Source organism: Ideonella sp. (assembly GCF_035254525.1).
Classification (GTDB): Bacteria; Pseudomonadota; Gammaproteobacteria; order Burkholderiales; family Burkholderiaceae_C; genus Ideonella.
Genome location: NZ_DATFAN010000064.1, coordinates 32,843 through 56,916 on the forward strand (window position 1 = coordinate 32,843; position 24,074 = coordinate 56,916).

At 70.3% G+C, this 24,074-nt stretch carries 25 protein-coding genes; 21 read left to right on the forward strand and 4 right to left on the reverse strand.

The window, feature by feature from the left end; all coding sequences use genetic code 11:
• Positions 1-32 precede the first annotated feature (32 nt).
• From VJ693_RS06155 to VJ693_RS06175, 5 genes are all read left to right on the forward strand, one after another.
• The gene (locus tag VJ693_RS06155) at positions 33-386 is read left to right on the forward strand and encodes a cupin domain-containing protein (RefSeq protein WP_324152631.1); all 354 of its coding nucleotides are present in this window, start codon (positions 33-35) and stop codon (positions 384-386) included.
• A 73-nt stretch (positions 387-459) separates the two neighbouring features.
• Positions 460-1,425: an RNA polymerase sigma-70 factor gene (locus tag VJ693_RS06160; protein ID WP_324152632.1), complete on the forward strand. Its 966-nt coding sequence runs from the start codon at positions 460-462 to the stop codon at positions 1,423-1,425.
• Between the two features lie 63 nt (positions 1,426-1,488).
• A complete protein-coding gene (locus VJ693_RS06165) occupies positions 1,489-1,944 on the forward strand; it encodes a carboxymuconolactone decarboxylase family protein (protein WP_324152633.1) in 456 nt (151 codons plus the stop codon).
• A 49-nt stretch (positions 1,945-1,993) separates the two neighbouring features.
• The gene (locus tag VJ693_RS06170) at positions 1,994-2,542 is read left to right on the forward strand and encodes a TlpA disulfide reductase family protein (RefSeq protein ID WP_324152634.1); all 549 of its coding nucleotides are present in this window, start codon (positions 1,994-1,996) and stop codon (positions 2,540-2,542) included.
• Between the two features lie 48 nt (positions 2,543-2,590).
• Positions 2,591-3,703 carry a transglutaminase domain-containing protein gene (locus VJ693_RS06175; RefSeq protein ID WP_324152635.1) on the forward strand — a complete coding sequence of 371 codons (1,113 nt, stop codon included), beginning with the start codon at positions 2,591-2,593 and terminating at the stop codon, positions 3,701-3,703.
• 3 nt (positions 3,704-3,706) lie between these two features.
• Here VJ693_RS06175 and gcvA read toward each other — a convergent pair whose 3' ends face one another.
• Entirely contained in the window at positions 3,707-4,651 is a 945-nt protein-coding gene (gcvA, locus tag VJ693_RS06180; RefSeq protein WP_324152636.1) for a transcriptional regulator GcvA, read from the reverse strand.
• Between the two features lie 159 nt (positions 4,652-4,810).
• Here gcvA and VJ693_RS06185 point away from each other — a divergent pair, with 159 nt between their 5' ends.
• The 5 genes from VJ693_RS06185 (at position 4,811) to VJ693_RS06205 (ending at position 10,172) form a co-directional block, all read left to right on the forward strand.
• Positions 4,811-5,089 (forward strand): DUF2917 domain-containing protein, encoded by a 279-nt coding sequence (locus VJ693_RS06185; RefSeq protein ID WP_324152637.1) that lies wholly within the window; start codon positions 4,811-4,813, stop codon positions 5,087-5,089.
• Positions 5,089-5,682 (forward strand): GNAT family N-acetyltransferase, encoded by a 594-nt coding sequence (locus tag VJ693_RS06190; protein ID WP_324152638.1) that lies wholly within the window; start codon positions 5,089-5,091, stop codon positions 5,680-5,682. The genes VJ693_RS06185 and VJ693_RS06190 overlap by 1 nt, the downstream gene beginning before the upstream one ends.
• Before the next feature lie 67 nt (positions 5,683-5,749).
• Positions 5,750-7,225, forward strand: a complete 1,476-nt coding sequence (gene acpA, locus VJ693_RS06195; RefSeq protein WP_324152639.1) for an acid phosphatase — start codon at positions 5,750-5,752, stop codon at positions 7,223-7,225.
• Positions 7,226-7,230: 5 nt separating this feature from the next.
• Positions 7,231-8,952, forward strand: coding sequence for a M14 family zinc carboxypeptidase (locus tag VJ693_RS06200; RefSeq protein ID WP_324152640.1), 1,722 nt, complete (start codon positions 7,231-7,233; stop codon positions 8,950-8,952).
• Between the two features lie 92 nt (positions 8,953-9,044).
• Positions 9,045-10,172: an acyltransferase gene (locus VJ693_RS06205; protein WP_324152641.1), complete on the forward strand. Its 1,128-nt coding sequence runs from the start codon at positions 9,045-9,047 to the stop codon at positions 10,170-10,172.
• Here the strand turns inward: VJ693_RS06205 and VJ693_RS06210 are convergent.
• Complete coding sequence (locus VJ693_RS06210) at positions 10,169-11,116, reverse strand: LysR family transcriptional regulator (RefSeq protein WP_324152642.1); 948 nt, start codon at positions 11,114-11,116, stop codon at positions 10,169-10,171. The two genes, VJ693_RS06205 and VJ693_RS06210, sit on opposite strands and share 4 nt — an antisense overlap.
• 252 nt (positions 11,117-11,368) lie before the next feature.
• On the opposite strand from VJ693_RS06210, the gene VJ693_RS06215 reads away from it, so the two are divergent.
• The 11 genes from VJ693_RS06215 (at position 11,369) to VJ693_RS06265 (ending at position 21,205) form a co-directional block, all read left to right on the forward strand.
• Entirely contained in the window at positions 11,369-12,361 is a 993-nt protein-coding gene (locus VJ693_RS06215; RefSeq protein WP_414652236.1) for a YeiH family protein, read from the forward strand.
• A 261-nt stretch (positions 12,362-12,622) separates the two neighbouring features.
• The gene (locus tag VJ693_RS06220; protein ID WP_324152644.1) at positions 12,623-13,336 is read left to right on the forward strand and encodes a GntR family transcriptional regulator; all 714 of its coding nucleotides are present in this window, start codon (positions 12,623-12,625) and stop codon (positions 13,334-13,336) included.
• A 9-nt stretch (positions 13,337-13,345) separates the two neighbouring features.
• Entirely contained in the window at positions 13,346-15,076 is a 1,731-nt protein-coding gene (locus VJ693_RS06225; protein WP_324152645.1) for a fumarate reductase/succinate dehydrogenase flavoprotein subunit, read from the forward strand.
• Between the two features lie 40 nt (positions 15,077-15,116).
• The gene (locus VJ693_RS06230) at positions 15,117-15,350 is read left to right on the forward strand and encodes a ferredoxin family protein (protein ID WP_324152646.1); all 234 of its coding nucleotides are present in this window, start codon (positions 15,117-15,119) and stop codon (positions 15,348-15,350) included.
• Positions 15,351-15,360: 10 nt separating this feature from the next.
• Complete coding sequence (locus VJ693_RS06235; RefSeq protein WP_324152647.1) at positions 15,361-16,332, forward strand: HEAT repeat domain-containing protein; 972 nt, start codon at positions 15,361-15,363, stop codon at positions 16,330-16,332.
• Between the two features lie 58 nt (positions 16,333-16,390).
• A complete protein-coding gene (gene fdxA, locus VJ693_RS06240; protein ID WP_324152648.1) occupies positions 16,391-16,735 on the forward strand; it encodes a ferredoxin FdxA in 345 nt (114 codons plus the stop codon).
• Positions 16,736-16,859: 124 nt separating this feature from the next.
• On the forward strand, positions 16,860-18,278 hold the full coding sequence (locus VJ693_RS06245) for an ABC transporter substrate-binding protein (protein WP_324152649.1): 1,419 nt from the start codon (positions 16,860-16,862) through the stop codon (positions 18,276-18,278).
• A gap of 16 nt (positions 18,279-18,294) precedes the next feature.
• Positions 18,295-19,236, forward strand: a complete 942-nt coding sequence (locus VJ693_RS06250; protein WP_324152650.1) for an ABC transporter permease — start codon at positions 18,295-18,297, stop codon at positions 19,234-19,236.
• The gene (locus VJ693_RS06255; protein ID WP_324152651.1) at positions 19,233-20,099 is read left to right on the forward strand and encodes an ABC transporter ATP-binding protein; all 867 of its coding nucleotides are present in this window, start codon (positions 19,233-19,235) and stop codon (positions 20,097-20,099) included. Before VJ693_RS06250 ends, VJ693_RS06255 begins: the two co-directional genes overlap by 4 nt.
• Positions 20,096-20,410: a DUF971 domain-containing protein gene (locus tag VJ693_RS06260; RefSeq protein ID WP_324152652.1), complete on the forward strand. Its 315-nt coding sequence runs from the start codon at positions 20,096-20,098 to the stop codon at positions 20,408-20,410. Before VJ693_RS06255 ends, VJ693_RS06260 begins: the two co-directional genes overlap by 4 nt.
• Before the next feature lie 18 nt (positions 20,411-20,428).
• Positions 20,429-21,205, forward strand: a complete 777-nt coding sequence (locus tag VJ693_RS06265) for a ferredoxin--NADP reductase (RefSeq protein ID WP_324152653.1) — start codon at positions 20,429-20,431, stop codon at positions 21,203-21,205.
• Positions 21,206-21,233: 28 nt separating this feature from the next.
• On the opposite strand, the gene VJ693_RS06270 is transcribed toward VJ693_RS06265, so the two are convergent.
• Positions 21,234-22,442 carry a peptidoglycan-binding protein gene (locus VJ693_RS06270; RefSeq protein ID WP_324152654.1) on the reverse strand — a complete coding sequence of 403 codons (1,209 nt, stop codon included), beginning with the start codon at positions 22,440-22,442 and terminating at the stop codon, positions 21,234-21,236.
• 89 nt (positions 22,443-22,531) lie between these two features.
• Positions 22,532-24,049, reverse strand: coding sequence for a DUF6519 domain-containing protein (locus VJ693_RS06275; protein ID WP_324152655.1), 1,518 nt, complete (start codon positions 24,047-24,049; stop codon positions 22,532-22,534).
• Positions 24,050-24,074 lie beyond the last annotated feature (25 nt).

Genomic DNA, 24,074 nt, shown 5'->3' on the forward strand with positions numbered 1-24,074 from the left:
CGGCGCCGAGGTGACGCGAAGGAGGAAGCCCGATGGCACTGCCCCATGCCCAGATGCTCGACGTGATCAGCGTGCAGCCGCTCGGGCCGGCGCTGATCGACACCTTCAGCACCAGCCTGATCAAGACCGATCGGCTGCAGTTGCTGCACATGGTGCTGCCGGCCCACCAGGACCAGCCCGAGCACCATGTCGACGACGAGTGCTGCATCCACTGCCTCGAGGGCGACGTCGAGGTGGTGATGCCCGGTGGCAGCCGGCGCCTCGGCCCCGGCCAGCTCGTCGTGCTGCCGGCCCGCCAGCGCCACGCGCTGAGCGCGCGCGCCGACTCGGCGGTGCTGGTCACGCTGATGCTGCATCGCGGCGACGGGGGCGCCGGGCCGGTGTGAGGGCCTGGTGGCGGGCTGTCACAAGCCCACAAGCCCGGCCGTCTTGGCTGGGTCTGCCACGATGCTCGCCGCCATGTCCGATACGCTAGCCCCCTTGCCCGCCGCCGACGATCCCGACGACGACGGCGTCGACACGCTCTTCGCGGCCGCCCGCCCGCGGCTGTTCGCGATCGCCTACCGCATGCTGGGCACGCGCGCCGATGCCGAGGACGTGCTGCAGGACGCCTGGCTGCGCTGGCACCGCGCCGACCGCGCATCGCTGCAGTCGGCCGAGGCCTGGCTGGTCACCGTGGTCACGCGGCTCGCGATCGACCGGCTGCGTGCGGCCAAGGCCGAGCGTGAGGCCTACGTCGGCTGGTGGCTGCCCGAGCCGCTGGTCGAGCCGGTGGACGAACGCACGCCCGAGGCCGCGGCCGAGCTGGCGGGCGAGTTGTCGGTGGCTCTGCTGTGGGTGCTCGAGCGGCTCGGGCCCGAGGAGCGCGCCGCCTTCCTGCTGCGCCAGGTGTTCGACCACGACTACGCCGAGATCGCCGCGCTGCTCGATCGCAGCGAGGCGGCCTGCCGGCAGATGGTGCACCGCGCGTCCGAGCGTGTGCAGCAGGAGCGGCCGCGCTTCGAGGTGCCGCCGGCGGCGCACCGGCAGCTCGTCGAGCGCTTCATGCACGCGGCGCGCAGCGGCGAGCGTCAGGCGCTGAAGGCGCTGCTGGCCGACGACGTGGCGGTGGTCGGCGACGGTGGCGGCAAGGTGCCGTCGTTCATGAAGATCCTGCGCGGGGCCGACCGCGTGGCGAACCTGTACTGGGCGCTGTTTCTCCGCCTGGGCAGCCAGGTGGTCTACCGCGAGGCCTGGATCAATGGCGAGCCGGGCCTGCTGCGCTACGTCGACGGCCGGCTGGAATCGGCCCAGGCCTTTGCCACCGACGGCGAGCGCATCCGCGCGATCTACGCGGTGCGCAACCCGGACAAGCTGGCCGGCATCGCGCAGACCCTGCCCGATCGAGGCGGCGCTGTCACAGACTGCGCGGGCCGCGCGTCTTGAAAGCAGGCCGGCCGCATCGGGCGGTCGGCCGCCACCTCTTCACCCGGACACGAAGGACGCACCATGTCACACGCGGCCCCCCGCATCGCCTACCACCAGCTTGCCCCGAAGGCCTTCCAGGCCCTGTACGACCTCTCCACCACCGTCAAGAAGGGCGTGCTCGGCGCGCGCTTGCTCGATCTCGTTTTCCTGCGCGTCTCGCAGATCAACGGTTGCGCCTTCTGCATCGACATGCACTGGAGCGACCTGATCCGCCAGGACGCCGACCCGCGCCACCTGAACGCCGTGGCCGGCTGGCGCGAAGCGCCGTTCTTCAACGATCGCGAGCGTGCCGCGCTGCGCTGGGCCGAGATCGTCACCGCCACGCCGGCCAGCGACGCCAGCGACGAGGAGTTCGAGCGCCTGCGCGCGCACTTCAGCGATGCCGAGATCGCCGAGCTCGGTTTCGCGATCGCCACGATCAACGCCTGGAACCTGCTCAACGTGAGCTTGCGCAACCCGATACCGGAAAGGGCCTGAGGCCGCTGGGCTGGCCGGCACCCCGCCGGGCCTGAGACACTTCGGGCCCATGAATGTCTCTACGAACCGCCGCGGCCTGCTGGCCGCGCTGGCCGCAGGGGCCTTGGGCGCGACGGCCGAGCTGCGCGCCCAGGGTGCCGGCGACCCACCGGGCGCACCGCGCCGGCCCTGGCCCGCCGGCCGGCCCACACCACCGCTGGACCTGCCCGCCTGGGAAGGTGGGCGCATCAAGCTGGCCGCGCTGCGCGGCCAGGTCGTCGTCGTCAACTTCTGGGCCAGCTGGTGCGAGCCTTGCCGCACCGAGATGCCTTCGCTCGAGCTGCTGGCCGCGCGCCACGAGGCCGATGGCCTGCAGGTGCTGGCCGTCAACCACCGCGAGACCGACGGCGCGATCCGGCGCTATCTTGCGCAGTGGCCGATCACGCTGACCATCCTGCGCGACGTGGACGGCGCCGCGGCGCGCGACTGGCAGGTGCGTGCCTTCCCGACCACGGTGGTGATCGGCCGCGACGGCCGCGTGGCGTTCGCCGTGACGGGCGAGGTCGACTGGACCGGCCCCACCGCCCGCGCCTGGATCACGCCGCTGTTGCGGCCCTGAATTCGCGGTACCTTTCCGCCTCCTGTTCCTGTCCCACTGCCTTCGACCATGATTGACTTCCATCCCCGCCGCCGCACCCTGCTGATGACCGGCGCGGCCGCGGCATTGACCCCGCTGGCCGGGCCCGTCCGCGCCGAGGCGCGCCGCTTCGAGCCGCAGCCCGGCCCCTGGCGCCAGTTCGAGCTGACGACGACGGTCCAGGTGGCCGAGCCCCAGGGCCTGACCCGGCTGTGGCTGCCGGTGCCTGATGTCGAGAGCGTTTACCAGAAGCCGCTGGACAACGCCTGGGCCGGCAACGCGACCCAGGCCCGGCTGGTGGCCGACCCGGTGCGCGGCGTGCGCATGCTGTATGCCGAGTTCGCGGCCGACGTCGGCGCGCCGGCCATCACGCTGGTCAGCCGGTTTCGCGCGCGCGACCGGGCCGTCGACTGGTCGCAGCCCGGCCGCGTCAGCGAAGACCCGGCCGTGCTGCGCACCTGCCTCGCGCCGACCGAACTGCTGCCGCTGGACGGCATCGTGCACCAGACCGCGCAGCAGGCCACCCGCGGCGCTCGCACCGACCTCGACAAGGTGCGCGCCGTCTACGACTGGGTCGTGGCCAACGCCTACCGCGAGCCCAAGACCCGCGGCTGCGGCACCGGCGACATCAAGGCGATGCTTGAGACAGGCAACCTCGGGGGCAAGTGCGCCGACCTGAACGCGATCTTCGTCGGCCTGTGCCGCGCCAGCGGCGTGCCGGCGCGCGATGTCTATGGCCTGCGCGTCGCGCCCTCGGCCTTCGGCTACGGCCAGCTCGGGGCCGGCTCGGCCAGGCTGCAGGGCGCGCAGCACTGCCGGGCCGAGGCTTTCCTCAAGGGCTACGGCTGGGTCGCGATGGACCCGGCGGACGTGCTCAAGGTCATGCGCCACGAGACGCCCGAGTGGATCAAGGACCCGAAGCACCCGGTCGTCGCGCCGGTGGCGACGGGCCTGTTCGGCCGCTGGGAAGGCAACTGGGTCGGCTTCAACACCGCGCACGACGTGCGGCTGCCCGGCAGCGTGGCCAAGGGCACGCTGCCCTTCCTGATGTACCCCAACGGCGAGAACGCCAGCGGGCGCTTCGACGAGCTCTCGCCCGATAGCTTCCGCTACACGATCTCGGCGCGCGAGATCACCGCCTGATGCTCAGCCGGCCGTCGCCGGCGCGGGCCGGGCCGCACCGGCCTGCTCGAGCAGCCACTGCTCCAGCGCGCGCACCGCAGGCCGCGCGCGCGCGGCCGGGTCGGTGACCACGTAGTAGCCGCGCGCCGACGCGGCCTCGCCCGCGAACGGCGCGACGAGCTGGCCGCTGGCCAGCAGCGCATCGACCAGCGGCCGCCGGCCCATCGCCACGCCGTGGCCGGCCACCGCGGCGGCGATCGCCTCGGCGTAGTTCGTGAAGCTCAGTCGCGCGGCCGGCTGCAGGTCGGCCAGGCTCATCGCGGCCAGCCACGGCTCCCACTCCATCGGCAGGCCGCCGACGTCGTTGTCCAGCTCCATGTGCAGCAGCGCATGCCGCGCCAGGTCGGCCGGCACGCGCAGCGGGCGCGCCGTCTCCTTCACCAGCCGCGGGCTGCACACCGGCAGCAGCGCCTCGCCGAACAGGTGCCGGCCGCCCGGCACTTGGCCGACCTTGCCGTAACGCACCGCGAGGTCGAAGCCGTCGGCGGCCAGGTTGCGGTTCTCGAAGGTCGCGTCCAGCCGCACGTCGATGCCGGGGTGCGCGCGCGTGAAGCCGGTCAGCCGCGGGATCAGCCACAGCGCCGCGAAGCCCGGCGTGGTGGTCAGCGCCAGCACCTCGCGCCGGTTCGGCGTGCGGATGTCGCGCACGGCGCCACGCAGCGTGCCCAGCGCCGTCGCGCAGGCCGTCAGCAGGCGCTGGCCGTCGGCGGTGAGCGCGAGCGCGCGGTGCCGGCGCGTGAACAGCGCGACCCCCAGCTCGTCTTCCAGCGCGCGCATCTGCCGGCTCATCGCGGACTGCGTGACGAAGCGCTCCGCGGCCGCGCGCGTGAAGCTCAGGTGCCGCGCCGCGGCCTCGAACGAGGCCAGCAGATCCAGCGGCGGGAGTCTGTCGACGGGCTTGTTTTGCATGCGTGGCGGGAATGCTTGTGGTTCCAAACCATCGTTTGTCAAGCCGCCCTGGCGGCCCGAATATTCGCTCCACGGCGGCGCCTTCGCAAGCATCTTTGAGTGGGCGCCACAGCATGCCACCCGCGCATGCAAATCCACACCCCCACCAGGGAGTTCGCCATGTTGATCGACACCCGCCGCACCCGCATGCTGCTCGAACGAGGCCAGAGCAGCCGCCTGACCGGGGCCCGCGCCGCCCACCTGGCCAGCGCCGCCGGCACGCTCTGGATCACGATCGACAACGACCCGCGCGACATCGTGCTCGAGGCCGGCGAAGGCTTCGACGTGACCGGCGACGCGCCGCTGCTGATCTGCGCGCTCGGTGGCCCGGCCGTGCTGGACCTCGGCCCGGCCATCCCGGTCCCCTCCGCCGTGGCGGCCGTGGCGGAGGCGCACTGATGGACCCGCGTGCGCTGCAGGAGCCTCCGGCCCCGCCGGTCTTTCGCATCCACCGCTACCCGGCCGGGCTGATCGACCGGCTCAACCTGCCCGGCAACCGCGCGGTCGTGCTGCGCCCGGTGCTGCCGCAGGATGCGGAGGCCGAGCAGGCCTTCGTCGGCGGCCTGTCGCTGGCCAGCCGGCACAAGCGTTTTCACGTCGGCCTGCGGCAGCTGAGCGCCGCCACGCTGCGCCAGATGACCGAGATCGACTACCGCGACCATGTCGCGCTGGTGGCGCAGGTGTTCGACGAGAACCATCCTCCCGATGCCGAGCCGCCCATCGTGGCCGATGCGCGCTACGTCCGTCTGGCCGGCACCGACGAGGCCGAGTTCGCGGTGGCCGTGGCCGACGACTGGCAGAGCCTGGGCCTGGGCCGCGCGCTGATGGCCCGGCTCGCGCGCCACGCCAAGGCCCAGGGCCTGGCTGCGCTGGTGGGCGACGTGCTGCCCGAGAACCGCCGCATGCTCGTGCTGATGCGCGGCCTTGGCGCCCACACCCGCCCGCACCCGGACGGGCCGCAGATGGTGCAGGTGGTGTACCGCTTGTTGTAGCGCCGAATTGCGCGCCGCCCCGAAATGAGCGATGGTGCCGCCTTCGTCAGACTCCGGGATCGGCACCATGCGCTACCCCCTCATCGCCGGCTTGCTCGCGAGCACCCTCGCGGGCTGCGCGCCGCTGCCCACCAACGAGCCGGCCGGCCTGAGCCGCATCGAGCACATCGTCGTCATCTACGCCGAGAACCGCAGCTTCGACCACCTCTACGGGCTCTTCCCCGGTGCCGACGGCATCGTGCAGGCCACGCCCCAGCAGAAGACCCAGGTCGGCCACGACGGCCGCCCGCTGCCCACGCTGCCACCGGTGTACGAGCACGGCAAGGCCAGCGACCGTTTCCCGACCGGCCTGCCCAACGGCCCCTTCCGCATCGACCAGCCTCCGGTGTCGCGCAGGCTCGACGAGGTGCTGCCCAGCCCCATCCACAACTTCTGGCAGAACCAGGAGCAGATCGCCGGCGGGGCGAACAACCGCTTCGTCGCGATGAGCACGGTCGGCGCCTGGGTCATGGGCCACTGGGACGGCTCGCAGATGAAGCTGTGGAAGTGGGCCCAGCAGTACACGCTGGCCGATCACTTCTTCATGGGGGCCTTCGGCGGCTCCTTCCTCAACCACCAGTGGCTGGTCTGCGCCTGCACGCCGTCGTTCCCTAACGCGCCGGATTCACTGAAACCCACGCTCGAAGCCGACGGCAAGCTGAAGAAGAAGCCGAGCTCGCCGCCCAGCGTGATGGCCGGGCCGGTGCAGGTCTTCGACGGCTCGGTGACGCCCGATGGCTTTGCGGTCAACACCTCCCAGCCGCCTTACCAGCCCAGCGGCTACCCGCCCGCGGCAGCCGGCAACCTCGACCTGGCGGACCCGGCCAAGCATCCGCTGCCGCCGCAGACGGCCAAGACCATCGGCGACACGCTGTCGGCCAAGGGCGTCTCGTGGGCCTGGTACGCCGGCGGCTGGAACGCGGCGCTGGCCGATGGCCGCCAGCCCCCGGGCGAGCGGCGCGGCGTGATCTACGACGGCTCGACGCCCGAGGCGCTGGCCTTCCAGCCGCACCACCAGCCCTTCAACTACTTCGCCCGCTTCGCGCCCGGCACCGCCGACCGCGCGCAGCACCTGAAGGACCACGACGACTTCGTGGCCGCCATCGACGCCGGCCAGCTGCCGGCCGTGAGCTTCTACAAGCCGGTAGGCCGGCTGACCCAGCACCCCAGCTACACCGACCTCGCGCAGGGCGACGCGCACATCGACGCACTGCTGCAGCGCCTGGCCCGCAGCCCCCAGTGGCCGAAGATGGCCGTCATCGTGACCTACGACGAGAACGGCGGCTACTGGGATCACCTGCCGCCGCCCGCCGGCGACCGCTGGGGCCCGGGCACGCGCATCCCGGCGATCGTGATCTCGCCGTTCGCGAAGAAGGGTTTCGTCGACAAGACGCCCTACGACACGACCTCCATCATCAAGCTCATCACCCGGCGCTTCGGCCTCGAGCCTTTGCCAGGCGCGCGGCCGGGCGCGGGCGACCTGACGAACGCGTTCAATTTCTGAGCTGTATGGACACGAACCGCGATTGGGCGACCCCGTTCGAGCAAGGCAATGGCAACCAGACCGCCACGTGGCAGGACTGCATCGCCTTCCACCAGCGGCTGGCGCAGGCCTTTGCGCAATGGCTGAAGTTCGAGCAGGTCGGCCGCTCCGACGGCGGGGTGCCGATCCACGCTGGCGTGTTCTCGCCCGACGGTGTCTTCGACCCGCAGGCGGTGAAGGCCGCCGGCAGGCCGGTGTTCTTCAACAACAACGGCATCCACCCCGGTGAACCGGAGGGCATCGACGCCTGCATGGCCCTGCTGCGCGACCTGTGCCTCGACCCGGCCAGGCGCGCGGCGCTCGGGCGCGCGGTGCTGGTCTACATCCCGATCTACAACGTCGACGGCGCGCTGGACCGGCAAGACAGCAGCCGGGTCAACCAGAACGGGCCCGAGGCCTTCGGCTTTCGCGGCAACGCGCGCCACCTCGACCTGAACCGCGACTTCGTCAAGGCCGACAGCCTGAATGCACGCGCCTTCGCCGAGGTGTTCACTCGCTGGGACCCTGACGTGATGGTCGACACCCACACGTCGAACGGCGCCGACTACCAGCATGTGGTGACGCTGATCGCCACCCAGCCCGACAAGCTCGGCGGCCGCACCGGCCAGCATCTGCGCGAATCGATGCTGCCCGCGCTGTATGCCGACATGGCGGCGCGGGGCTTCCCGCTGTGCCCCTACGTGAACCCGGTGAAGGAGCTTCCGGACGACGGCATCGCCGACTTCCTGGACTCGCCGCGCTTTTCCACCGGCTACGCGGCGCTGCACCACACGATCGGCTTCATGCCCGAGACGCACATGCTCAAGCCCTTCGCGGCGCGCTACCACGGCACGCGCGCGCTGGTGGAAAGCGCGCTGGCCCATACCGTGGTGCACGGCGACGCCATTCGCGCCGCGCGCGCGGCCGACCGTGCGGCGGTTTCGGCCGGCGCGCCGGTGGCGCTGGATTGGCGGCTCGACCTGCAGCACAGCCGGCCTTTTCGCTTCAGCGGCTTCCAGGCGGTGTACGAACCGAGCCGCCTCGGCAGCTACCGGCGGCTGCGTTACGACCGTGCGGCGCCGTGGCAGAAGGACATTGCCTACTTCGACCGCTACGTGGCCACCGCCACGGTGCTGCCGCCGCGGGCGTACCTTCTGCCGCAGGCCTGGCACGACGTCGCGCTGCGGCTGAAGGCCCATGGCGTGCCGCTGCAGCGCGCCACGCAGGCGGGCCGCGTGCTTGCCGAGGCCTATCGCATCACCCGCTACGAGAAGCGGCGCGCGCCCTTCGAAGGGCGGCACCTGCACGACCGGCTCGACGTCCAGGCCGAGCCGCTGGACGCCGCCGTGGCCGAAGGCGACTGGCTGATCCCGCTGGGCGGCCCGCACGACCGGTTCATCGTCGAAGTGCTCGAGCCACTGGGCATCGACAGCTTCTTCCGCTGGGCGTTCTTCGACAGCATGCTGGACAAGAAGGAATCGTTCAGCGACTACGTGTTCGAGGACGAGGCCGAACGCCTGCTGGCCGCCGAGCCGGGGCTGCGCGAGCGCTTCGAGGCCTGGAAGGCCGAGCATCCCGAACTGCTGGGCGACCCGCAGGCGGTGCTCGGTTTCATTTTCGTCACCGCCCGCCGCTACGCCGAGCCGGCTTGGCGGCGTTACCCCGTGTTGCGCCTGCGGGAATTGCCGGTGATCCCCCATCGAAACTAGGGGTATTTCATTCACCGGTTGATCCAAACATTTCAGCTTATCGGGTTGATGTCGCGGCGAGCCCTCTCCGAGAATCTTCGGCAGAGGGCTTCATGCATCGAAATCTTTCAATCTATCTCGACTTGATTCGGTTCCTGGCGGCGGCGATGGTCTTCGTCGTGCATGCCAATTACGAGCGTTTTACCGGCGGCCTGCCGGTTCTTTGGCGTTTCAAGGATCTTGGCAATGACGCCGTCATGGTTTTCTTCGTTCTTTCTGGTTTTGTGATCGCCCACGTGGCGGCCCACAAGGAACGGACGATCGAGGAATATGCCGCCAGCCGTTTCGCCAGGTTGTATTCCGTCGCGTTGCCCGCGCTGATCTTGACGATGGCGCTGGACGCCGCAGGCTCGAGGCTGGATCCCAGCCTGTATACCGGCCGCTGGTATGAATATGACGCGCCACTGGTTCGCATTCTGGGCGCGCTGACCTTCAGCAACGAATTGTGGTTTTCTTACATTCGGCCTTTTTCCAATGGACCCTATTGGTCGCTGGGTTATGAGGTCTGGTATTACGTGCTTTTCGGGGCGGCCCACTTCTTGCGCGGCAAAACCAGGGTGGCCGCCGTCACCGTCATTTCTTTGCTGATCGGCCCGAAAATCCTTCTGCTGCTGCCGGTCTGGCTGCTCGGCGTATGGGCCTACCGGCGCTGTATGACCTCCACGATCAGTGTCGGCGCCGGCCTGGCGCTGTTTTTCGGCTCGATCGCGCTGTACCTGGCCTTCCGGCTGGCCGAGGGCCCGCATTACCTGCTCGAGTTGAGCGAGCAATGGCTGGGCAAGGATTTTCTCTACGACGACCTGTCCTGGTCACGGCGCTTCCTGGCGAGCTTCCTGATCGGCACCTGCGTCGCGGCCAACTTCATCGGGGCTGCGGCACTGGCCCCCCACCTGCGCCGCGCGCCGGCGCTGCTGGAGCGGCCCATCCGCTACGTGGCCGGCTTCACCTTTGCCCTGTACCTGCTGCACTACCCGCTGGTGCAGTTCTTCGCCGCCCTGACGCCGGCGGCCGGCCTGGAGGAGCATCGCGCCGCCTTCGTGGCCCTCGGCTCGCTGGCGGTGGTCTGGCTGCTCGGCGGCAGCATCGAGCGCCAGAAGGAGCCGCTCAAGGCGATGTTCCTGACCTGGCTGGATCACCGGCCGCGGCCTTCGCCCGCGATCCGATCGCTGCGGACGCGCTAACCTGGGTATTTCGCGAGCCCGCGGGCGCTGGCGGCCGGAAGCTGGTCGATCAGCCGCCGCAAGGCGGGCGTGAGTTGCTTGTCGCGATGAACGACCCAGTGGCATTGGCGCGTGATCGGCGGCAGGGTGGTCACGACTTCGCGCAGGCGCCGCGCCTTCAGCAGATCGTCCACCACCCAGCGTGACAGGCAGGCCAGGCCCAGCCCGGCAGCGGCTGCGTGCTTGATGGCCTCGGAGCTGCCCAGCTCGATGCTGCGGCGGTAGGAGCGCAGGTGGGGCAGCAGGGCCTGGTCCGTCGCCTCGCGCGTGCCGGAGCCGGGCTCGCGCAGCAGCCACACTGCGTTGCGCAGGTCCTTCACCGGCAGGCGCTGTGCGGTGGCGGTGTCTCGGCGGCGGGCCGGGCCGTCGGGCGCCGCCACCACCACCAGTTCGTCGCGCAGCCAGGGCTGGACGTGCAGTGACGGCTCGTGGCACGGGCCTTCGATCAGGCCGATGTCGAGATCGAAGGCCGCGACGCGGGCACAGATGTCGCCCGTGTTGCCGATGGCGACGCAGGAGCGCCAATCGGCCGCGCGGTGCTGCTGCCCGTCCAGGAAGCCGGCGAGCAGGGCAGGCAGCAGGTGGTTGCCGATCGTCGTGCTGGCGCCGATGCGCAATGCCTGCCACTGTGCGCCCTCGTCACGTGCCATGCGCTCGACCCCACTGGCGCCGTCGAGCAGGGCCTGTGCGCGCGGCAGCAGCGCGCGGCCGCTGTCGTTGAGCAGCAGCCGCTTGCCGGAGCGGTCGAACAGGCGCAGCGACAGCAGGCGTTCGAGTTCGTTGACTGCCGCGCTGGTGGCTGATTGCGACAACGCGATCTCGGCGCCGGCGGCGGTGGTGCTGCCGGTGCGCGCCACGGCGGCGAAGATCTGCAACTGGCGCAGCGTGAGGCGCAGAACGTCCATGGTGGTCACCCTTCGTTAGCGACAGAACAGGTCGATCTTACGCAGACAACCTGTTGGACGGGTCAGGCGTTGGCCCCGAGACTGCGCGGCGTCGCCATCCCGCCGGACCCTGCCGCCATGACTTCCACCGCCGCACCTGCCTCGCCCGCCGTTCCCGCCATCACCTTGGGGCCGGCCGCTGTGCACGCGGGGGGCGCCTGGCGCCGCCTGCTCCCGGGCTTGGTGCTCAGCGCCGCGCTGGCCGCGATCAGCATGGCGCTCGGGCGCATCGGCTGGCTGCAGGGCCACGGCTTCAGCGCGCTGACGGTGGCCATCGCGCTGGGCATGCTGGTGGGCAACACCCTCTATCCGCGCTTCGCGGCGGCCGGCAACGCCGGGGTTCACTTCGCGAGGCTGCGCCTTTTGCGGCTGGGGATCGTGCTCTACGGCCTGCGCCTGACCGTGCAGGACATCGGCCATGTCGGCGCGGCGGGGGTGTTGATCGATGCGCTGGTGCTGGGCTCGACCTTCGCGCTGGCCTGCTGGCTGGGCATCCGCGGGCTCGGGCTGGACCGGCGGACCGCGATGCTGATCGGCGCGGGCAGCTCGATCTGCGGCGCCGCGGCGGTGCTGGCGACCGAGCCGGTCGTGAAGGCGCGGGCCGAGCAGGTCACGGTGGCCGTGGCCACCGTGGTGGTGTGCGGCACGCTGGCGGTCTTCCTGTACCCGCTGCTGTTCGCGCTGAACCGGCACTGGTCGCTGATCCCGGGCGGTGCCCAGGGCTTCGGTGTCTACGTGGGCTCGACCATCCACGAGGTGGCCCAGGTGGTGGCGGCCGCGCGCTCGGTCGGCGAGGGCGCGGCCGATGCCGCGGTCATCGCGAAGATGGTGCGGGTGATGATGCTGGCGCCGTTTCTCGTGATGCTGTCGGCCTGGCTCGGCCGCGCGCCGTCGCGGGGCGCGGCGCCGGTGCATGGCGAAGCCGAGGGCCCGGGCCGGCTCGCCGTGCCCTGGTTCGCCTTCGGCTTCGTCGGCGTGGTGCTGTTCAACTCGCTGCACTGGTTGCCGGCCTCCACCGTGGCGGCGGTCAACGAGATCGACACCGCGCTGTTGGTGATGGCGATGGCCGCCCTCGGCCTGTCCACCCACCTCGGCGCGTTGCGCCAGGCCGGCACCCGGCCACTGCTGCTGGCGCTCGCGCTGTTCGCGTGGCTGGTCGGCGGCGGCGCGTTGATCAACCGCGGCGTGACGGCGCTGCTCGGCTGAGCCACGGCACCAAGGAAGTGACTCGCCGACGCAAACCGGTGCGTCGGCCCTTGCTGCGGTGCACCGGCTTGCCTCGCCCCCTTATCACTCTTCGAGTGGTCGAACCGCGATCTCCCTCTATAAGACTCGCGCCGTTGATTCACATCAAACCTTGGCACGCGAACTGCTAGACATGACTCGTCATAACAAGTCAGGTCGGGCGCGATGAATCCAGTTCGCAAGTCGGCGAAACCAGCGGCAAGGGACACGCAGGTCGTGCCTATGTCGTCGGTGCCGCTGCACACGCAGATCCGCGAAATCATTCGACGGCGCGTGCTCGATGGCACCTACGCGCCGCACTCGCAGATGCCCTCCGAGAGCCAGATGATGGAGGCGTTCTCGGTCAGCCGAATCACGATCCGGCAGGCGCTGGGTGATCTGCAGAAGGAGGGGCTGATCTTCAAGGTGCCCGGCAAGGGCAGCTTCGTCGCCAAGCCCAAGGCCTTCCAGAACCTGTCGCGCCTGCAGGGCTTCGGCGAGGCCATGGCGCCTTCGGGTTACGAGACCTTCTCGCAGGTGCTCAGCATGCGCCAGGTGCCGGCCAGCGAGGTGGTCGCGCGCCGCCTGCAACTGGGGCAGGGCGATGCGGTGTACGAGATCCAGCGCCTGCGCTACCTGAACCGCGAGCCGATCTCGGTCGACCAGAGCTTCTTCCCGCTCGCGCTGGGCGAGCGCCTCGCGCAGGAAGACCTGCCGACGCGCGACATCTTCGTGATCCTCGAGAACGATTTCGGCCTGCACCTGACGCATGCCGACGTGCAGATCGAAGCGATCTCGGCCGACGAGTTCCTGGCGCGCCAGCTTCGCATCGCCGAGGGCTCGCCGCTGCTGCGCATCGAGCGGCTGACCTATGCCGACGCACAGCCCGTCGACTTCGAATTCCTCTACTACCGCGGCGACGCCTTCCAGTACCGCCTGCGCATCGACCGCACCTAGGAGCGACCCATGAAGACCATAGACCTGGAGTTCGACCTCGTCGTCATTGGCGGCGGCACCGGCGGCCCGATGGCCGCGGTGAAGGCCAAGGAGCGCAACCCCAAGCTGCGCGTGCTGCTGATCGACAAGGCCAACGTGAAGCGCAGCGGCGCAATCTCGATGGGCATGGACGGCCTGAACAACGCCGTCATCCCCGGCCACGCGACGCCGGAGCAGTACGTCAAGGAGATCACCGTCGCCAACGACGGCATCGTCGACCAGGAGGCGGTGATGGCCTACGCCGCCGGCAGCTTCGACATGATCCAGGAGCTGGACCGCTGGGGCGTCAAGTTCGAGAAGGACGAGACCGGCGACTACTCGGTGCGCAAGGTGCATCACCTGGGCGCCTACGTGCTGCCGATGCCCGAGGGGCATCACATGAAGCGCATCCTGTACCGCCAGCTCAAGCGGGCGCGCGTCGAGATCACCAACCGCGTGGTCGTCACGCGGGTGCTGACCGGGCCGGGCGGCGAAGTGGCGGCGGTCATGGGCTTCGATTGCCGAACGGCCGAGCTCTACCTCATCCGCACCAAGGCGGCGGTCATCTGCACCGGTGCCGCGGGGCGCCTGGGTCTGCCGGCCTCGGGCTACCTGATGGGCACCTACGAGAACCCCACCAACTGCGGCGACGGCCACGCGATGGCCTTCCACGCCGGGGCCGACCTCGCGAACCTCGAGTGCTTCCAGATCAACCCGCTGATCAAGGACTACAACGGCCCGGCCTGCGCCTACGTGACCGGCCCGCTGGGCGGCTACACGGCCAACGCCAGGGGCGAGCGCTTCATCGAGTGCGACTACTGGAGCGGCCAGATGATGCAGGAGTTCTACAACGAGCTGCTCAGCGGCAACGGCCCGGTCTTTCTCAAGCTCGACCACCTGGCGGAGGAGACGATCCAGGAGATCGAGACCATCCTGCACAGCAACGAGCGGCCCAGCCGCGGCCGCTTCCATGACAAGCGCGGCAACGACTACCGCAAGCAGATGGTCGAGATGCACATCTCGGAGATCGGCTTCTGCAGCGGCCACAGCGCCTCGGGCATCCACATCAACGCGCGCGGCGAGACCTCGGTGAAGGGCCTCTATGCCGCCGGCGACTGCGCCAGCGTGCCGCACAACTACATGCTCGGCGCCTTCGTCTACGGCAAGCTGTGCGGCGAGAACGCTGCGGCCTACTGCGCCGAGGTCGGCCACGCGGCGGTCGATGGTGCGGTGCAGGCCGCCGAAGGCGAGCGCATCCTCGCGCCGCTGCGGCGCCAGGGCGGGCTGACGCCGTACCAGATCGAGTACAAGACGCGCCGCCTGGTCAACGACTACCTGCAGCCGCCCAAGGTCACCAGCAAGTACGAGATCGGCCTTCGCCGCTTCGGCGAGATCCGCGAGGACATGGCCTCGATGTCGGCCGGCAACGCGCACGAGCTGATGCGCGCGATGGAGGCGCATTCGATCCTCGACTGCGCCGAGATGGCCGCGCACGCCTCGATGTTCCGCACCGAGAGCCGCTGGGGCCTGTACCACCACTACGTCGACCACCCCGAGCGGGACGACGAGAACTGGTTCTGCCACTCGCTGCTGAGCCGCGATGCGCAGGGCCGCATCGCGCTGCGCAAGAAGGCGGTCGAGCCCTACATCGTGCCGATCGACGACGAGGAGCGCACCGCCTACCAGCGCCTGCGCGTCGCCAGCCGCGCCGAAGCCGCCTGATGCCCGACGCCTGAAGCCTGAACCGACACCAGGAGCCGCCATGACCCTTGCCGCCACCCTCACCCAAGTGCCCGTCCGCGTGGACGAATCCAGGTGCATCGCCGAGAAGGGCTGCACCGTCTGCGTCGATGTCTGCCCGCTCGACGTGCTGGCCATCGACCTGCTGACGAAGAAGGCCCACATGAAGTTCGACGAGTGCTGGTACTGCCTGCCCTGCGAGCAGGACTGCCCGACCGGCGCGATCACGGTCGACATTCCCTACCTGCTGCGCTGAGGGGGCCGCCATGCACACCGGTCTCCCGACCCTGGCCGACCGTCTGGTCGACCCCGACGCCACCGTGCGGCGCCTGGCCGTCATCGACCTGCCCTACAGCGACGAGGACGACATCGTCCCGCTGCTGCTGCCGCGCCTGGCCGACAGCGACGCGCAGGTCCGCACCGAGGCGGTCCGCGCCCTCGAAGGTTTCGAAGAGGCCGAGGTGGTCCAGGCGCTGGCGGCCATGCTGCTCGATGCCGACGCCGGCGTGCGCCTGGCGGCCGGCGAGGTGCTGGCCGAGTTGAAGGACACGGCCTCCGTCGCGCCGTTGTTGCCGATGCTGCAAAGCGGCCCGGCCGAAGTGCGGGCGCTGGCATTCCGTGCGGTGCGCGCGCTGCGTGCGCCGCAGGCCTTCGTCCCGGCCATGCAATCGCTGCGCGACGCCGATGCGGCGGTGCGCCGCGAGGCGGTCGGCGTGCTCGGCTACCTGAAGGACCCGGCCGCCATCGGCGAGCTGGCCGAGGTGGCGGCCAACGACCCCGACGGCGAGGTGCGCCGCATCGCCGTCGGCGCCCTCGGGTACGCCAGCACGGTCAGCGTGCTGCCGGCCCTGACCCGCGCGCTGGCCGATGGCGCCTGGATGGTGCGCGACGAGGCCGCCCAGACGCTCGGCAAGCTGCGCCTCGCCCTGGCGATACCGGATCTGGTGCACGCGATGCAGGACGACTACTGGCAGGTGCGCGTCAAGGCCGCGCGCAGCCTGGGCCTGCTCAAGGCCGAGGCCGGGCTGCCGGCGCTCGTGGCCTCGCTGACCCACAGCATCAGCAACCTGCGCAAGGAGGCGGTGATCGCACTCGGCGAAATCGGCGACACGCGCGCGATCACGCCGCTGGAAGGCGCGCTCGCCGACCCCGACCCCGATGTGCGCAAGCTCGCGCGGCTGGCGCTCACCGCCATCGGCCTGGCGCAGAAGGCCCGGTCCGAAGGAGCGGGCTCATGAGCGCGCCCGGCCGCTCCGAAGCGCTCATCCCGCAGTGCGCAGCACGGAGGGTAGTCCAGTGACCTTCGTCGTCACCGAAGCCTGCATTCGATGCAAGTACACCGACTGCGTGTCGGTCTGCCCGGTCGACTGCTTCCACGAGGGGCCGAACTTCCTGGTGATCGACCCCGAGGGGTGCATCGACTGCGCCGTCTGCGTGCCCGAGTGCCCGGTCGGCGCGATCGTCGCCGACACCGAGGTGCCGCCGGCGCAGGCCGGGTTCGTCGCGCTGAACGCCCGTCTTGCCACGCAATGGCCGGTGATCAGCCAGGCCCGCGAGCCCCTGCCGGATGCCGAGCAATGGGCGGGCGTGGCGGACAAGCGCGCCCACCTCGAGGCGCCGCCGAGCCTGGCCAGCCCATGACCCCACGCCCCACCGAGCCCGACGAGACAGCCGCGCCGCGAGCGCACCAGCGACCACACGCCGTGGCACCTGTCTTGCAATCGGAGGAGACGAACGCGATCCCACCCTCACGGAGCCACTGTTCATGATGCACATCGTCTTGCGAACCTGCGCGGCCCTTGGGCTGACCCTTGCCGCGACGCTGCCGGCCCTCGCGCGGCAGGAGCTGGTCATCGGCATCGGCACGCAGAACACCACCACCAACACCGTCACGGGTGGCGTGGTGCTGAAGGAGCTGAAGCTGATCGAGAAGTACCTGCCCCACACCGGCAAGTACAAGGACATCGACTTCGTGCTCGACTGGGAGAACTTCACCTCCGGCCCGCCGATCACCAACGGCATGATGGCCAAGAAGCTGCAGATCGGGATGATGGGCGACTACCCGCTGCTGGTGAACGGCGCCACCGGCCAGGCGCAGCCGGGCAACGAGACGCAGCTCGTGGCCATCATCGCCTACAACGCGTTCGGCTCGGGCAACGGCGTGGTGGTGCACAAGGATTCGCCGTACTACGAACTGGCCGACCTCAAGGGCAAGGCGGTCTCGGTGCCTTTCGGCTCCGCCGCACACGGCATGCTGCTGCAGGCGATGCAATCCAGAGGGTGGACGGAGGAGTACTGGAGCCTGGTGAGCCAGAGCCCCGAGGTCGGCACCACCAACCTGCAGGAAAGGAAGATCGACGCGCACGCCGATTTCGTGCCCTTCGCCGACCTGCTGCCCTACCGTGGCTTCGCCCGCAAGATCTTCGACGGCGCCGAGACCAAGGTCCCGACCTTCCACGGCGTGGTCGTGCGCAAGGACTTCGCCACCGAATACCCCGAAGTGGTGGTCGCCTACATCAAGGCGCTGATCGAGGCCGACAACTGGGTCCGCGGCAACCCGACGGCGGCGGCCGCGAAGATCGAGCAGTGGACCAAGATCGAGAAGGAGGTGGCCTACCTCTACCTCGGCCCGGGCGGCATCCACACGCTGGATCCGACCATCAAGCCGCGCTGGCTCGACACCATCAAGGTCGGGCATGAGGTGCTGACCCGCCTGAACCGCGTCAAGCCGCTGGACATCAACGCCTGGGTCAACGAGACCTACGTGCGCCGGGCCTACCAGGAGCTCAAGCTCGACTACGACGCCCAGAAGCAGACCCTGGCCAACTACGACATCGGCGGCACCGACACCTTGTGCAAGACGCCGATCACGCGCCCCAAGGAAGCCGGCGAGGTGTGGATCGACGGTGCGCCGATCGCGGCCTACTCGTCGCCGGTGTGCACGCTGGCCGCCATCAACAAGGCGGCCGGCGAGAAGAAGAAGGTCAAGGTGGCCTATCTGAACGACAAGGCGCTGGGCATCAAGCTGTTCGCCGACAAGGCGTTCTATGCGGTGAACACGAGCAACGCCAAGAAGCCCCAGATCGTGCCGTTCCTGCTGCGCAAGGATGCGCAGGCCGAGGCCGCGGCCATCGGCGGCCGGCTGGCCACCTACCCCGAGGCGCTTGCCGCCGCCGGCCTCTGACACCGAGGAGCCCACGATGTCCACCGCCGCGCAACGCCTGTTTCATGAAGTGCCAGCGCCCGACGACCCGCCGCCGGCCCGCCCCGAGCGCAGCCTGCCTGCGCCGGTGGCCCCGGCCGTGCCGGCTGCCGCGGTGCCGGGCCCGTCCCGACGAGCCTGGCAGGCGCTGCGCGAGCGCGCACCGGCATGGCTGATGGCGGCGAGCTCGATGCTGTGCATCGTGCTGTTCTGGCACCTGGCCACGACCTACAAGCTGGATCTGTACGTGCGCTTCACCAACATCCCGACGCCGATGGAGGTGCTGTCCAAGGTGGTCGAAGTGAACGCGTCGCCGAAGTTCATCAAGAACGTGGGCATGAGCGTGCGCCGCATCTTCATCGGCTTCGCGGTGGCCACGGTGCTCGGCGTGGCGCTCGGCCTGCTGATCGGTCGATACCGGCGGGCACGCAACTTCCTGTTCCCGGCGATGGAAGTGCTGCGCCCCATCCCGGCGATCGCCTGGGTGCCGATCTCGATCATGCTGTGGCCCGACAACGAGGTGAGCATCGTCTTCATCACCTTCATCGGCGCGTTCTTTCCGATCCTGCTCAACACCGTGAGCGGGGTGCAGGCGGTGGACGACGTGCTGCTGCGGGCCAGCCAGTGCCTCGGGGCACGCGAGCGACAGATCATGTGGCACGTGGTGCTGCCCGGGGCGACGCCGCAGATCTTCACCGGCCTGGCGGTCGGCATGGGCGTGGCCTGGGTCTCGCTGATCGCCGCCGAGATGATCTCAGGCCAGTTCGGCATCGGCTACTTCACCTGGGAGGCCTACTCGCTGATCTCGTACCCCGAGATCGTGCTGGGCATGATCACCATCGGCGTGCTGGGCCTGATGTGCAGCGGCCTCATCCGGCTGGTGGGCCGCTCGATGACGCCGTGGCTGTCGTGCGGCGCGCGTGCCGGGAGTGTGCGATGAGTGCCGCCGTCGATCGCAAGGGCCACGTCCAGATCAACGACGTGTCGGTGCGCTTCGGCCGCAACGGCCAGACGACCGAAGCGGCGAGCCGCGTGTCGCTCGAGGTCAAGCCCGGCGAATTCGTCAGCATCATCGGCCCGTCAGGATGCGGCAAGTCGACGCTGCTCAACATCGTCGCCGGCTTCCTGCAGCCCAGCGAGGGCGAGGCGCTGCTCGACGGCCGGCCGATCGGCGGCCCTGGCGCCGACCGCGGCGTGGTGTTCCAGCAGTACTCGCTGTTCCCGTGGATGACGGTGCGCAAGAACGTCGAGTTCGGCCTGAAGATGAAAGGCGTCGGGCAGCACCAGCGCGAGACCGCGGCACGTTCGCTGCTCGGCATGACCGGCCTGCTGGCGTTCGAGAACCATTACCCCGACCAGCTCTCGGGCGGCATGAAGCAGCGCGTGGGCATCGTGCGCGCGCTGGCGACCAGCCCGCAGGTGATGCTGATGGACGAGCCCTTCGGCGCGCTCGATTCGCAGACGCGAACCGTGATGCAGGAGCTGTTGACCAACATGTGGCAGCAGACCCAGCTGTCGGTGCTGTTCATCACCCACGACATCGAGGAGGCGATCTTCCTGTCCGAGAAGGTCTACGTGATGACCGCGCGGCCGGGGCGCATCAAGGCCGAGATCCCGATCCCGCTGCCGCGTCCGCGCACGCCGGAGATGACCGCGTCGCCGACCTTCCAGGCGCTGGTGCGCCGGCTGAAGGCGTTGATCCGCGAAGAGAGCCTGGCCGCGATGGACGGCGAACTCGGCAACGCCGGCCTGCAGGGCATGGACCACCAGTTCGGCCACGACGGCATGAGGGCGCTGATGTGAGCGCCACAGGGCTTCCGCAGGCGATCGTCGACCACCAGGCCAGCGGCGTGCTCGAGCTGCGCTGGCCGGATGGCAGCGCGAGCCGGCTGCCGCACGGCCTGCTGCGCGCGCGCTGCCGCTGCGCGGGCTGCCAGCAGCGCCATCGCACCGAAGGCGGCCACCCGGAGGTGGCGCCGGCTATCCGCCTGGCGGCCATCCAGCCGATCTCGGACCAGGGCCTGAACCTCGTGTTCTCGGACGGCCACGGGCGCGGCATCTACCCCTGGGCCTACCTGCATGAACTCGGCCATCCGGCCGCCACCACCGCCTGAACCCCTGACCGAACGACCATGTCCCAACTCGCCACCGAACGCGTGCTGCACGTCCACCACTGGAACGACACGCTCTTCTCGTTTCGCACCACGCGCGACCCCGGGCTGCGATTCCGCAACGGGCATTTCGTGATGCTGGGCCTGCCCGTCGAAGGCAAGCCGCTGCTGCGGGCCTACAGCGTGGCCAGCGCGAACCATGAAGAGCACCTGGAGTTCTTCAGCATCAAGGTGCCCGACGGGCCGCTCACCTCGCGCCTGCAGCACCTGCAGCCCGGCGACGAGGTGATCGTCGGGCGCAAGCCGGTCGGCAGCCTGGTGCTGGACGACCTGCGGCCCGGGCGCAACCTGTACCTGCTGTCCACCGGCACCGGGCTGGCGCCCTTCATCAGCATCATCCAGGACCCGGAGACCTACGAGCGCTTCGACAAGGTCGTGCTGACCCACGGCGTGCGGCAGGTCAGCGAGCTGGCCTATGCGACGTTCATCCAGCAGGAGCTGCCGGCCAACGAATTCATCGGCGAGCTGGTGCGCGACAAGCTGCTGTACTACCCCACGGTGACGCGCGAGCCGTTTCGCCACCAGGGCCGTCTGACCGACGCGATCGAGTCGGGCCGGCTGTTCAGCGACCTCGGGCTGCCGCCGCTGGACCCCGCGGTCGACCGCGCGATGATCTGCGGCAGCGCCGCCATGCTGACCGACTGCTGCAAGCTGCTCGATGCGCGCGGCTTCCAGATCAGCCCGCGGCAGGGCGAGCTGGGCGATTACGTGATCGAGCGCGCGTTCGTCGAGAAGTAACGCGCCGCGGCCGGAATCGCCGCCAGGCCTAACCCGCCGCCTTGACGACACGCGCGCGCGCGGCGGCCAGCCCGCTGGCCAGTGCGGGCGAGTGCGCGAGGTCGGCCTCGGTGAGCAGGGTGTACTTCACCGCGCTGGCCGGCAGGTCGCTTGCCAGCGCGGTGACCAGGTCGACCAGCACGTTGTAGGCGCCGCGCGTCTTGGCCGGGTTGCCGGCGAGTTCGGCCTGGTTGGTGGCGGCGAAGCCCGAGCAGTCGACCAGCTCGTCGTCCGGGTTCAGGTAGACCGAGCCGTTGATGACCTGGCAGCCCTCGCTCCAGCCGCCCACGTCGCGCGTCATGCCCTTGCCGCCCCAGTGGATGTTGATCGTCGCGTTGGGCTCCAGGCCCTTGGCGAGGTCGGCATCGTCCAGCCGCTTGCCGTTGGCCGAGCGCGCCACCAGCACGCCCGCGCCCTGCGGCCGCAGCGCCAGGTAGGTGTGCTGGTGCCAGCCGAAGTGGTAGTCGTGCTGGCCGGGCACGAGGAAGGGCAGGCCGCGCGGATCCTTGGTGGCGCCGGGTTCGGTCGTGCCCTGGAACTTGAACACCAGGCCCTTGACCAGCAGCACGAAGATGTCGTCGAACTTGCCGCTGAACTCCTCGCGGCGGATGCCGATCAGGTGGGTGGACCCGCTGCCGTCGACGTCCCACTCGGCGAGCTTGCGCGTGTCGCTCGCGCCGCCGAAGGCTTCGACCATGCGCTGCACGCGGCCCGGGCTGGCCCGCTGCGCACCGCGGGTTCGGGTCAGCAGATCGAGCCAGGCGCTGTACTCGCCGAGGTCGTTCGAGCCGGCGCGCCATTGGGCGATGCGAGGGGCCCAGGTGCTGGCGAGGCCGCCGGCCAGCCAGCGCTGCAGGTGGGCCTGGGTGGTGGGGCCGAAGCGGCCGTCGGGCACGCCGCCGAGGCCTTCGGCCGAGCGCACGACCTCCTGGAACAGGCGGATCGCCGATTGGGTGCGGTAGCCGCAGATGCCGTCGACCTTGCCGCCGGGGAACAAGCCGGTCTGCCGCAGCGCCTGCTGCACCTGCGCCACGCTCATCTCGCCGGACGAGGCGGGCGCGCGGCGGTGGATGCCCAGCTTGTCGACGCCGGGTTTCACCTCGGCCAGGGGCAAGCGGGTGATGCGCTCGAGTTCCCGGCAGTAGGCGCTGCAGGCAGCGTCGGAGACATCGGGGTCGAAGCAGCCGAGGTCGATCATGGGGCGCCTCCTCGCGGCCATGCGGCGGGCCGGATGGCGAGTGTGCGCCCAGGGTCGCCCGCCGGTCATCCCTAGCTCGGGCGCGCGCGTCAGCGGCTGGTCTTCCGGGCCGCCGGCTTGGGGCGCGCCGCACGCGACGGGCTTGCCGGTGCCGGCGAGGCCGCGAGCCGGCGCGTCGGGCGCCGCTCCAGCGCGATGTCGCGCGGCCCGCGCTCGGGGGGCGTCGGCAGCGTGCATTCCACCTGGCCGAGGCCCAGGCAATGGCGGCACTGGCTGACGATGCCCAGGCCGTCGGCGCTGTCGAACACCAGCACGCCCAGCGGGGCGTAGGCGTGCACGATGCCCTGGGGTGGCTGCATCGCGCCGTCGTCGCCGCCGGGGGGCGGCCAGTCGATGCCCTGGGTCGCCACGCGCGCGGGGATCAACCAGTAGTCGCCGCTGCGGTAGCTGCCGCCGGCCTCGAAGGCGACCTGGATGCCGTCTTCGAGGTCCAGCCAGTTCAACGGCGAGTCGGGCGATTCGACGATGGGCACCGCGCCCTCGTCGAGCGCGACGATGTCGCTGCTGCGCTGGTCCCAGCGGCGCAGCTTGGGGTTGACGAGGGCCTCGGACCAGGCCATCAGCGCGCCGCCGGGCACGCTGGCCGCGTCGAGCACGAGCTGGTCGCCGTCGACCACCGCGACGCGCACGAGCTGGCCGGGCTCGTTGGCCAGGTCCAGCGCGTCGTGCGAGAGCTCGACCCAGTCGCCCGCGGTGAAGCCACGGGGGTTGGCCACGGTGAGCGTGGGCGCGTCGCCGCTGCTGCCGCTGCCCAGCCAGCGCGTGGCCACGCTGCCGTTTTCGCGCGACCACTTGAAGCTCGCGCCGCCGCTCGTGCCCGCGCTGCCGCCGCGGTGCACCTCCACACGGTACAGGTGGTTCTCGGCGCCGCGGTAGGCCGCGCCGGGCGAAACGATGCACGGGTCGGTGGTGGCCGCGCGCGGGTCGAGCTGCGCGGCCATGCGGCCGGTGCTGCTCGGCAGCGTGGCCATCGGTGCACCGCAGGCGTCGTTGTTGTCGTGCGGGTCGCCCCATTGCCCGCGGTCCCAGGGCAGGGCCTTGGCCTGCCAGACGACCTTGGCGCGGGTGCAGGTGTCGGGGCCGCCGAGCGCGGGCTCGCGGATCGAGTCGTCCTCGATCCAGGTGACGTGGCGCTCCCACACGTCGAGGTAGAGCCAGAAGGCCTGGTCGGCCGAGGGCTGCGCCAGCCAGGCCAGCAGCGCGTCGCCGCCCTGGTTGTTCACCGGCGGGGCGGGTGTGCGGTCAGGCTGGTGGGCGTAGTCGGCCCAGTGCTCGTTCTCGCACAGGATGCCGCCCACGTAGTAGTGGCCCGGGCCGAGCAGCAGCGCGGCGGGGCTGGCCGATTTGTCCAGGCTCAGCGCGAAGCCGCTGTCGGGCGGGCCGCCGGCGGCGCCGAACAGGTCGCGCGTCAGCAGGCGAAGGTGGTGCAGCAGGATGGCGGAGGCCTCGTTGGCATCGGCGTCCAGCGCCACGCGGCCCTGCTGGTGCAGCACGCGGCTGTAGTGCTTGCCGGCATCGAAGCCGAAGCGGGTGAAGTCGCCTTTCATGGGGAGCCTCTCTGGAGCGTTGACA

What these genes read in the sequence shown, in the direction of transcription:
- VJ693_RS06185 (WP_324152637.1), top strand. Translation starts at nt 4,811, where the DNA reads ATGTTGATCGACACCCGCCGCACCCGCATGCTGCTCGAACGAGGCCAG.
- VJ693_RS06250 (WP_324152650.1), top strand. Translation starts at nt 18,295, where the DNA reads ATGTCCACCGCCGCGCAACGCCTGTTTCATGAAGTGCCAGCGCCCGAC.
- VJ693_RS06230 (WP_324152646.1), top strand. Translation starts at nt 15,117, where the DNA reads ATGACCCTTGCCGCCACCCTCACCCAAGTGCCCGTCCGCGTGGACGAA.
- VJ693_RS06175 (WP_324152635.1), top strand. Translation starts at nt 2,591, where the DNA reads ATGATTGACTTCCATCCCCGCCGCCGCACCCTGCTGATGACCGGCGCG.
- VJ693_RS06220 (WP_324152644.1), top strand. Translation starts at nt 12,623, where the DNA reads ATGTCGTCGGTGCCGCTGCACACGCAGATCCGCGAAATCATTCGACGG.
- VJ693_RS06215 (WP_414652236.1), top strand. Translation starts at nt 11,369, where the DNA reads ATGGCGCTCGGGCGCATCGGCTGGCTGCAGGGCCACGGCTTCAGCGCG.
- VJ693_RS06190 (WP_324152638.1), top strand. Translation starts at nt 5,089, where the DNA reads ATGGACCCGCGTGCGCTGCAGGAGCCTCCGGCCCCGCCGGTCTTTCGC.
- VJ693_RS06270 (WP_324152654.1), bottom strand. Translation starts at nt 22,442, where the DNA reads ATGATCGACCTCGGCTGCTTCGACCCCGATGTCTCCGACGCTGCCTGC.
- VJ693_RS06200 (WP_324152640.1), top strand. Translation starts at nt 7,231, where the DNA reads ATGGACACGAACCGCGATTGGGCGACCCCGTTCGAGCAAGGCAATGGC.
- VJ693_RS06265 (WP_324152653.1), top strand. Translation starts at nt 20,429, where the DNA reads ATGTCCCAACTCGCCACCGAACGCGTGCTGCACGTCCACCACTGGAAC.
- VJ693_RS06210 (WP_324152642.1), bottom strand. Translation starts at nt 11,116, where the DNA reads ATGGACGTTCTGCGCCTCACGCTGCGCCAGTTGCAGATCTTCGCCGCC.
- VJ693_RS06235 (WP_324152647.1), top strand. Translation starts at nt 15,361, where the DNA reads ATGCACACCGGTCTCCCGACCCTGGCCGACCGTCTGGTCGACCCCGAC.
- VJ693_RS06205 (WP_324152641.1), top strand. Translation starts at nt 9,045, where the DNA reads ATGCATCGAAATCTTTCAATCTATCTCGACTTGATTCGGTTCCTGGCG.
- VJ693_RS06255 (WP_324152651.1), top strand. Translation starts at nt 19,233, where the DNA reads ATGAGTGCCGCCGTCGATCGCAAGGGCCACGTCCAGATCAACGACGTG.
- VJ693_RS06225 (WP_324152645.1), top strand. Translation starts at nt 13,346, where the DNA reads ATGAAGACCATAGACCTGGAGTTCGACCTCGTCGTCATTGGCGGCGGC.
- acpA (WP_324152639.1), top strand. Translation starts at nt 5,750, where the DNA reads ATGCGCTACCCCCTCATCGCCGGCTTGCTCGCGAGCACCCTCGCGGGC.
- VJ693_RS06165 (WP_324152633.1), top strand. Translation starts at nt 1,489, where the DNA reads ATGTCACACGCGGCCCCCCGCATCGCCTACCACCAGCTTGCCCCGAAG.
- VJ693_RS06170 (WP_324152634.1), top strand. Translation starts at nt 1,994, where the DNA reads ATGAATGTCTCTACGAACCGCCGCGGCCTGCTGGCCGCGCTGGCCGCA.
- VJ693_RS06160 (WP_324152632.1), top strand. Translation starts at nt 460, where the DNA reads ATGTCCGATACGCTAGCCCCCTTGCCCGCCGCCGACGATCCCGACGAC.
- VJ693_RS06155 (WP_324152631.1), top strand. Translation starts at nt 33, where the DNA reads ATGGCACTGCCCCATGCCCAGATGCTCGACGTGATCAGCGTGCAGCCG.
- VJ693_RS06275 (WP_324152655.1), bottom strand. Translation starts at nt 24,049, where the DNA reads ATGAAAGGCGACTTCACCCGCTTCGGCTTCGATGCCGGCAAGCACTAC.
- VJ693_RS06245 (WP_324152649.1), top strand. Translation starts at nt 16,860, where the DNA reads ATGATGCACATCGTCTTGCGAACCTGCGCGGCCCTTGGGCTGACCCTT.
- gcvA (WP_324152636.1), bottom strand. Translation starts at nt 4,651, where the DNA reads ATGCAAAACAAGCCCGTCGACAGACTCCCGCCGCTGGATCTGCTGGCC.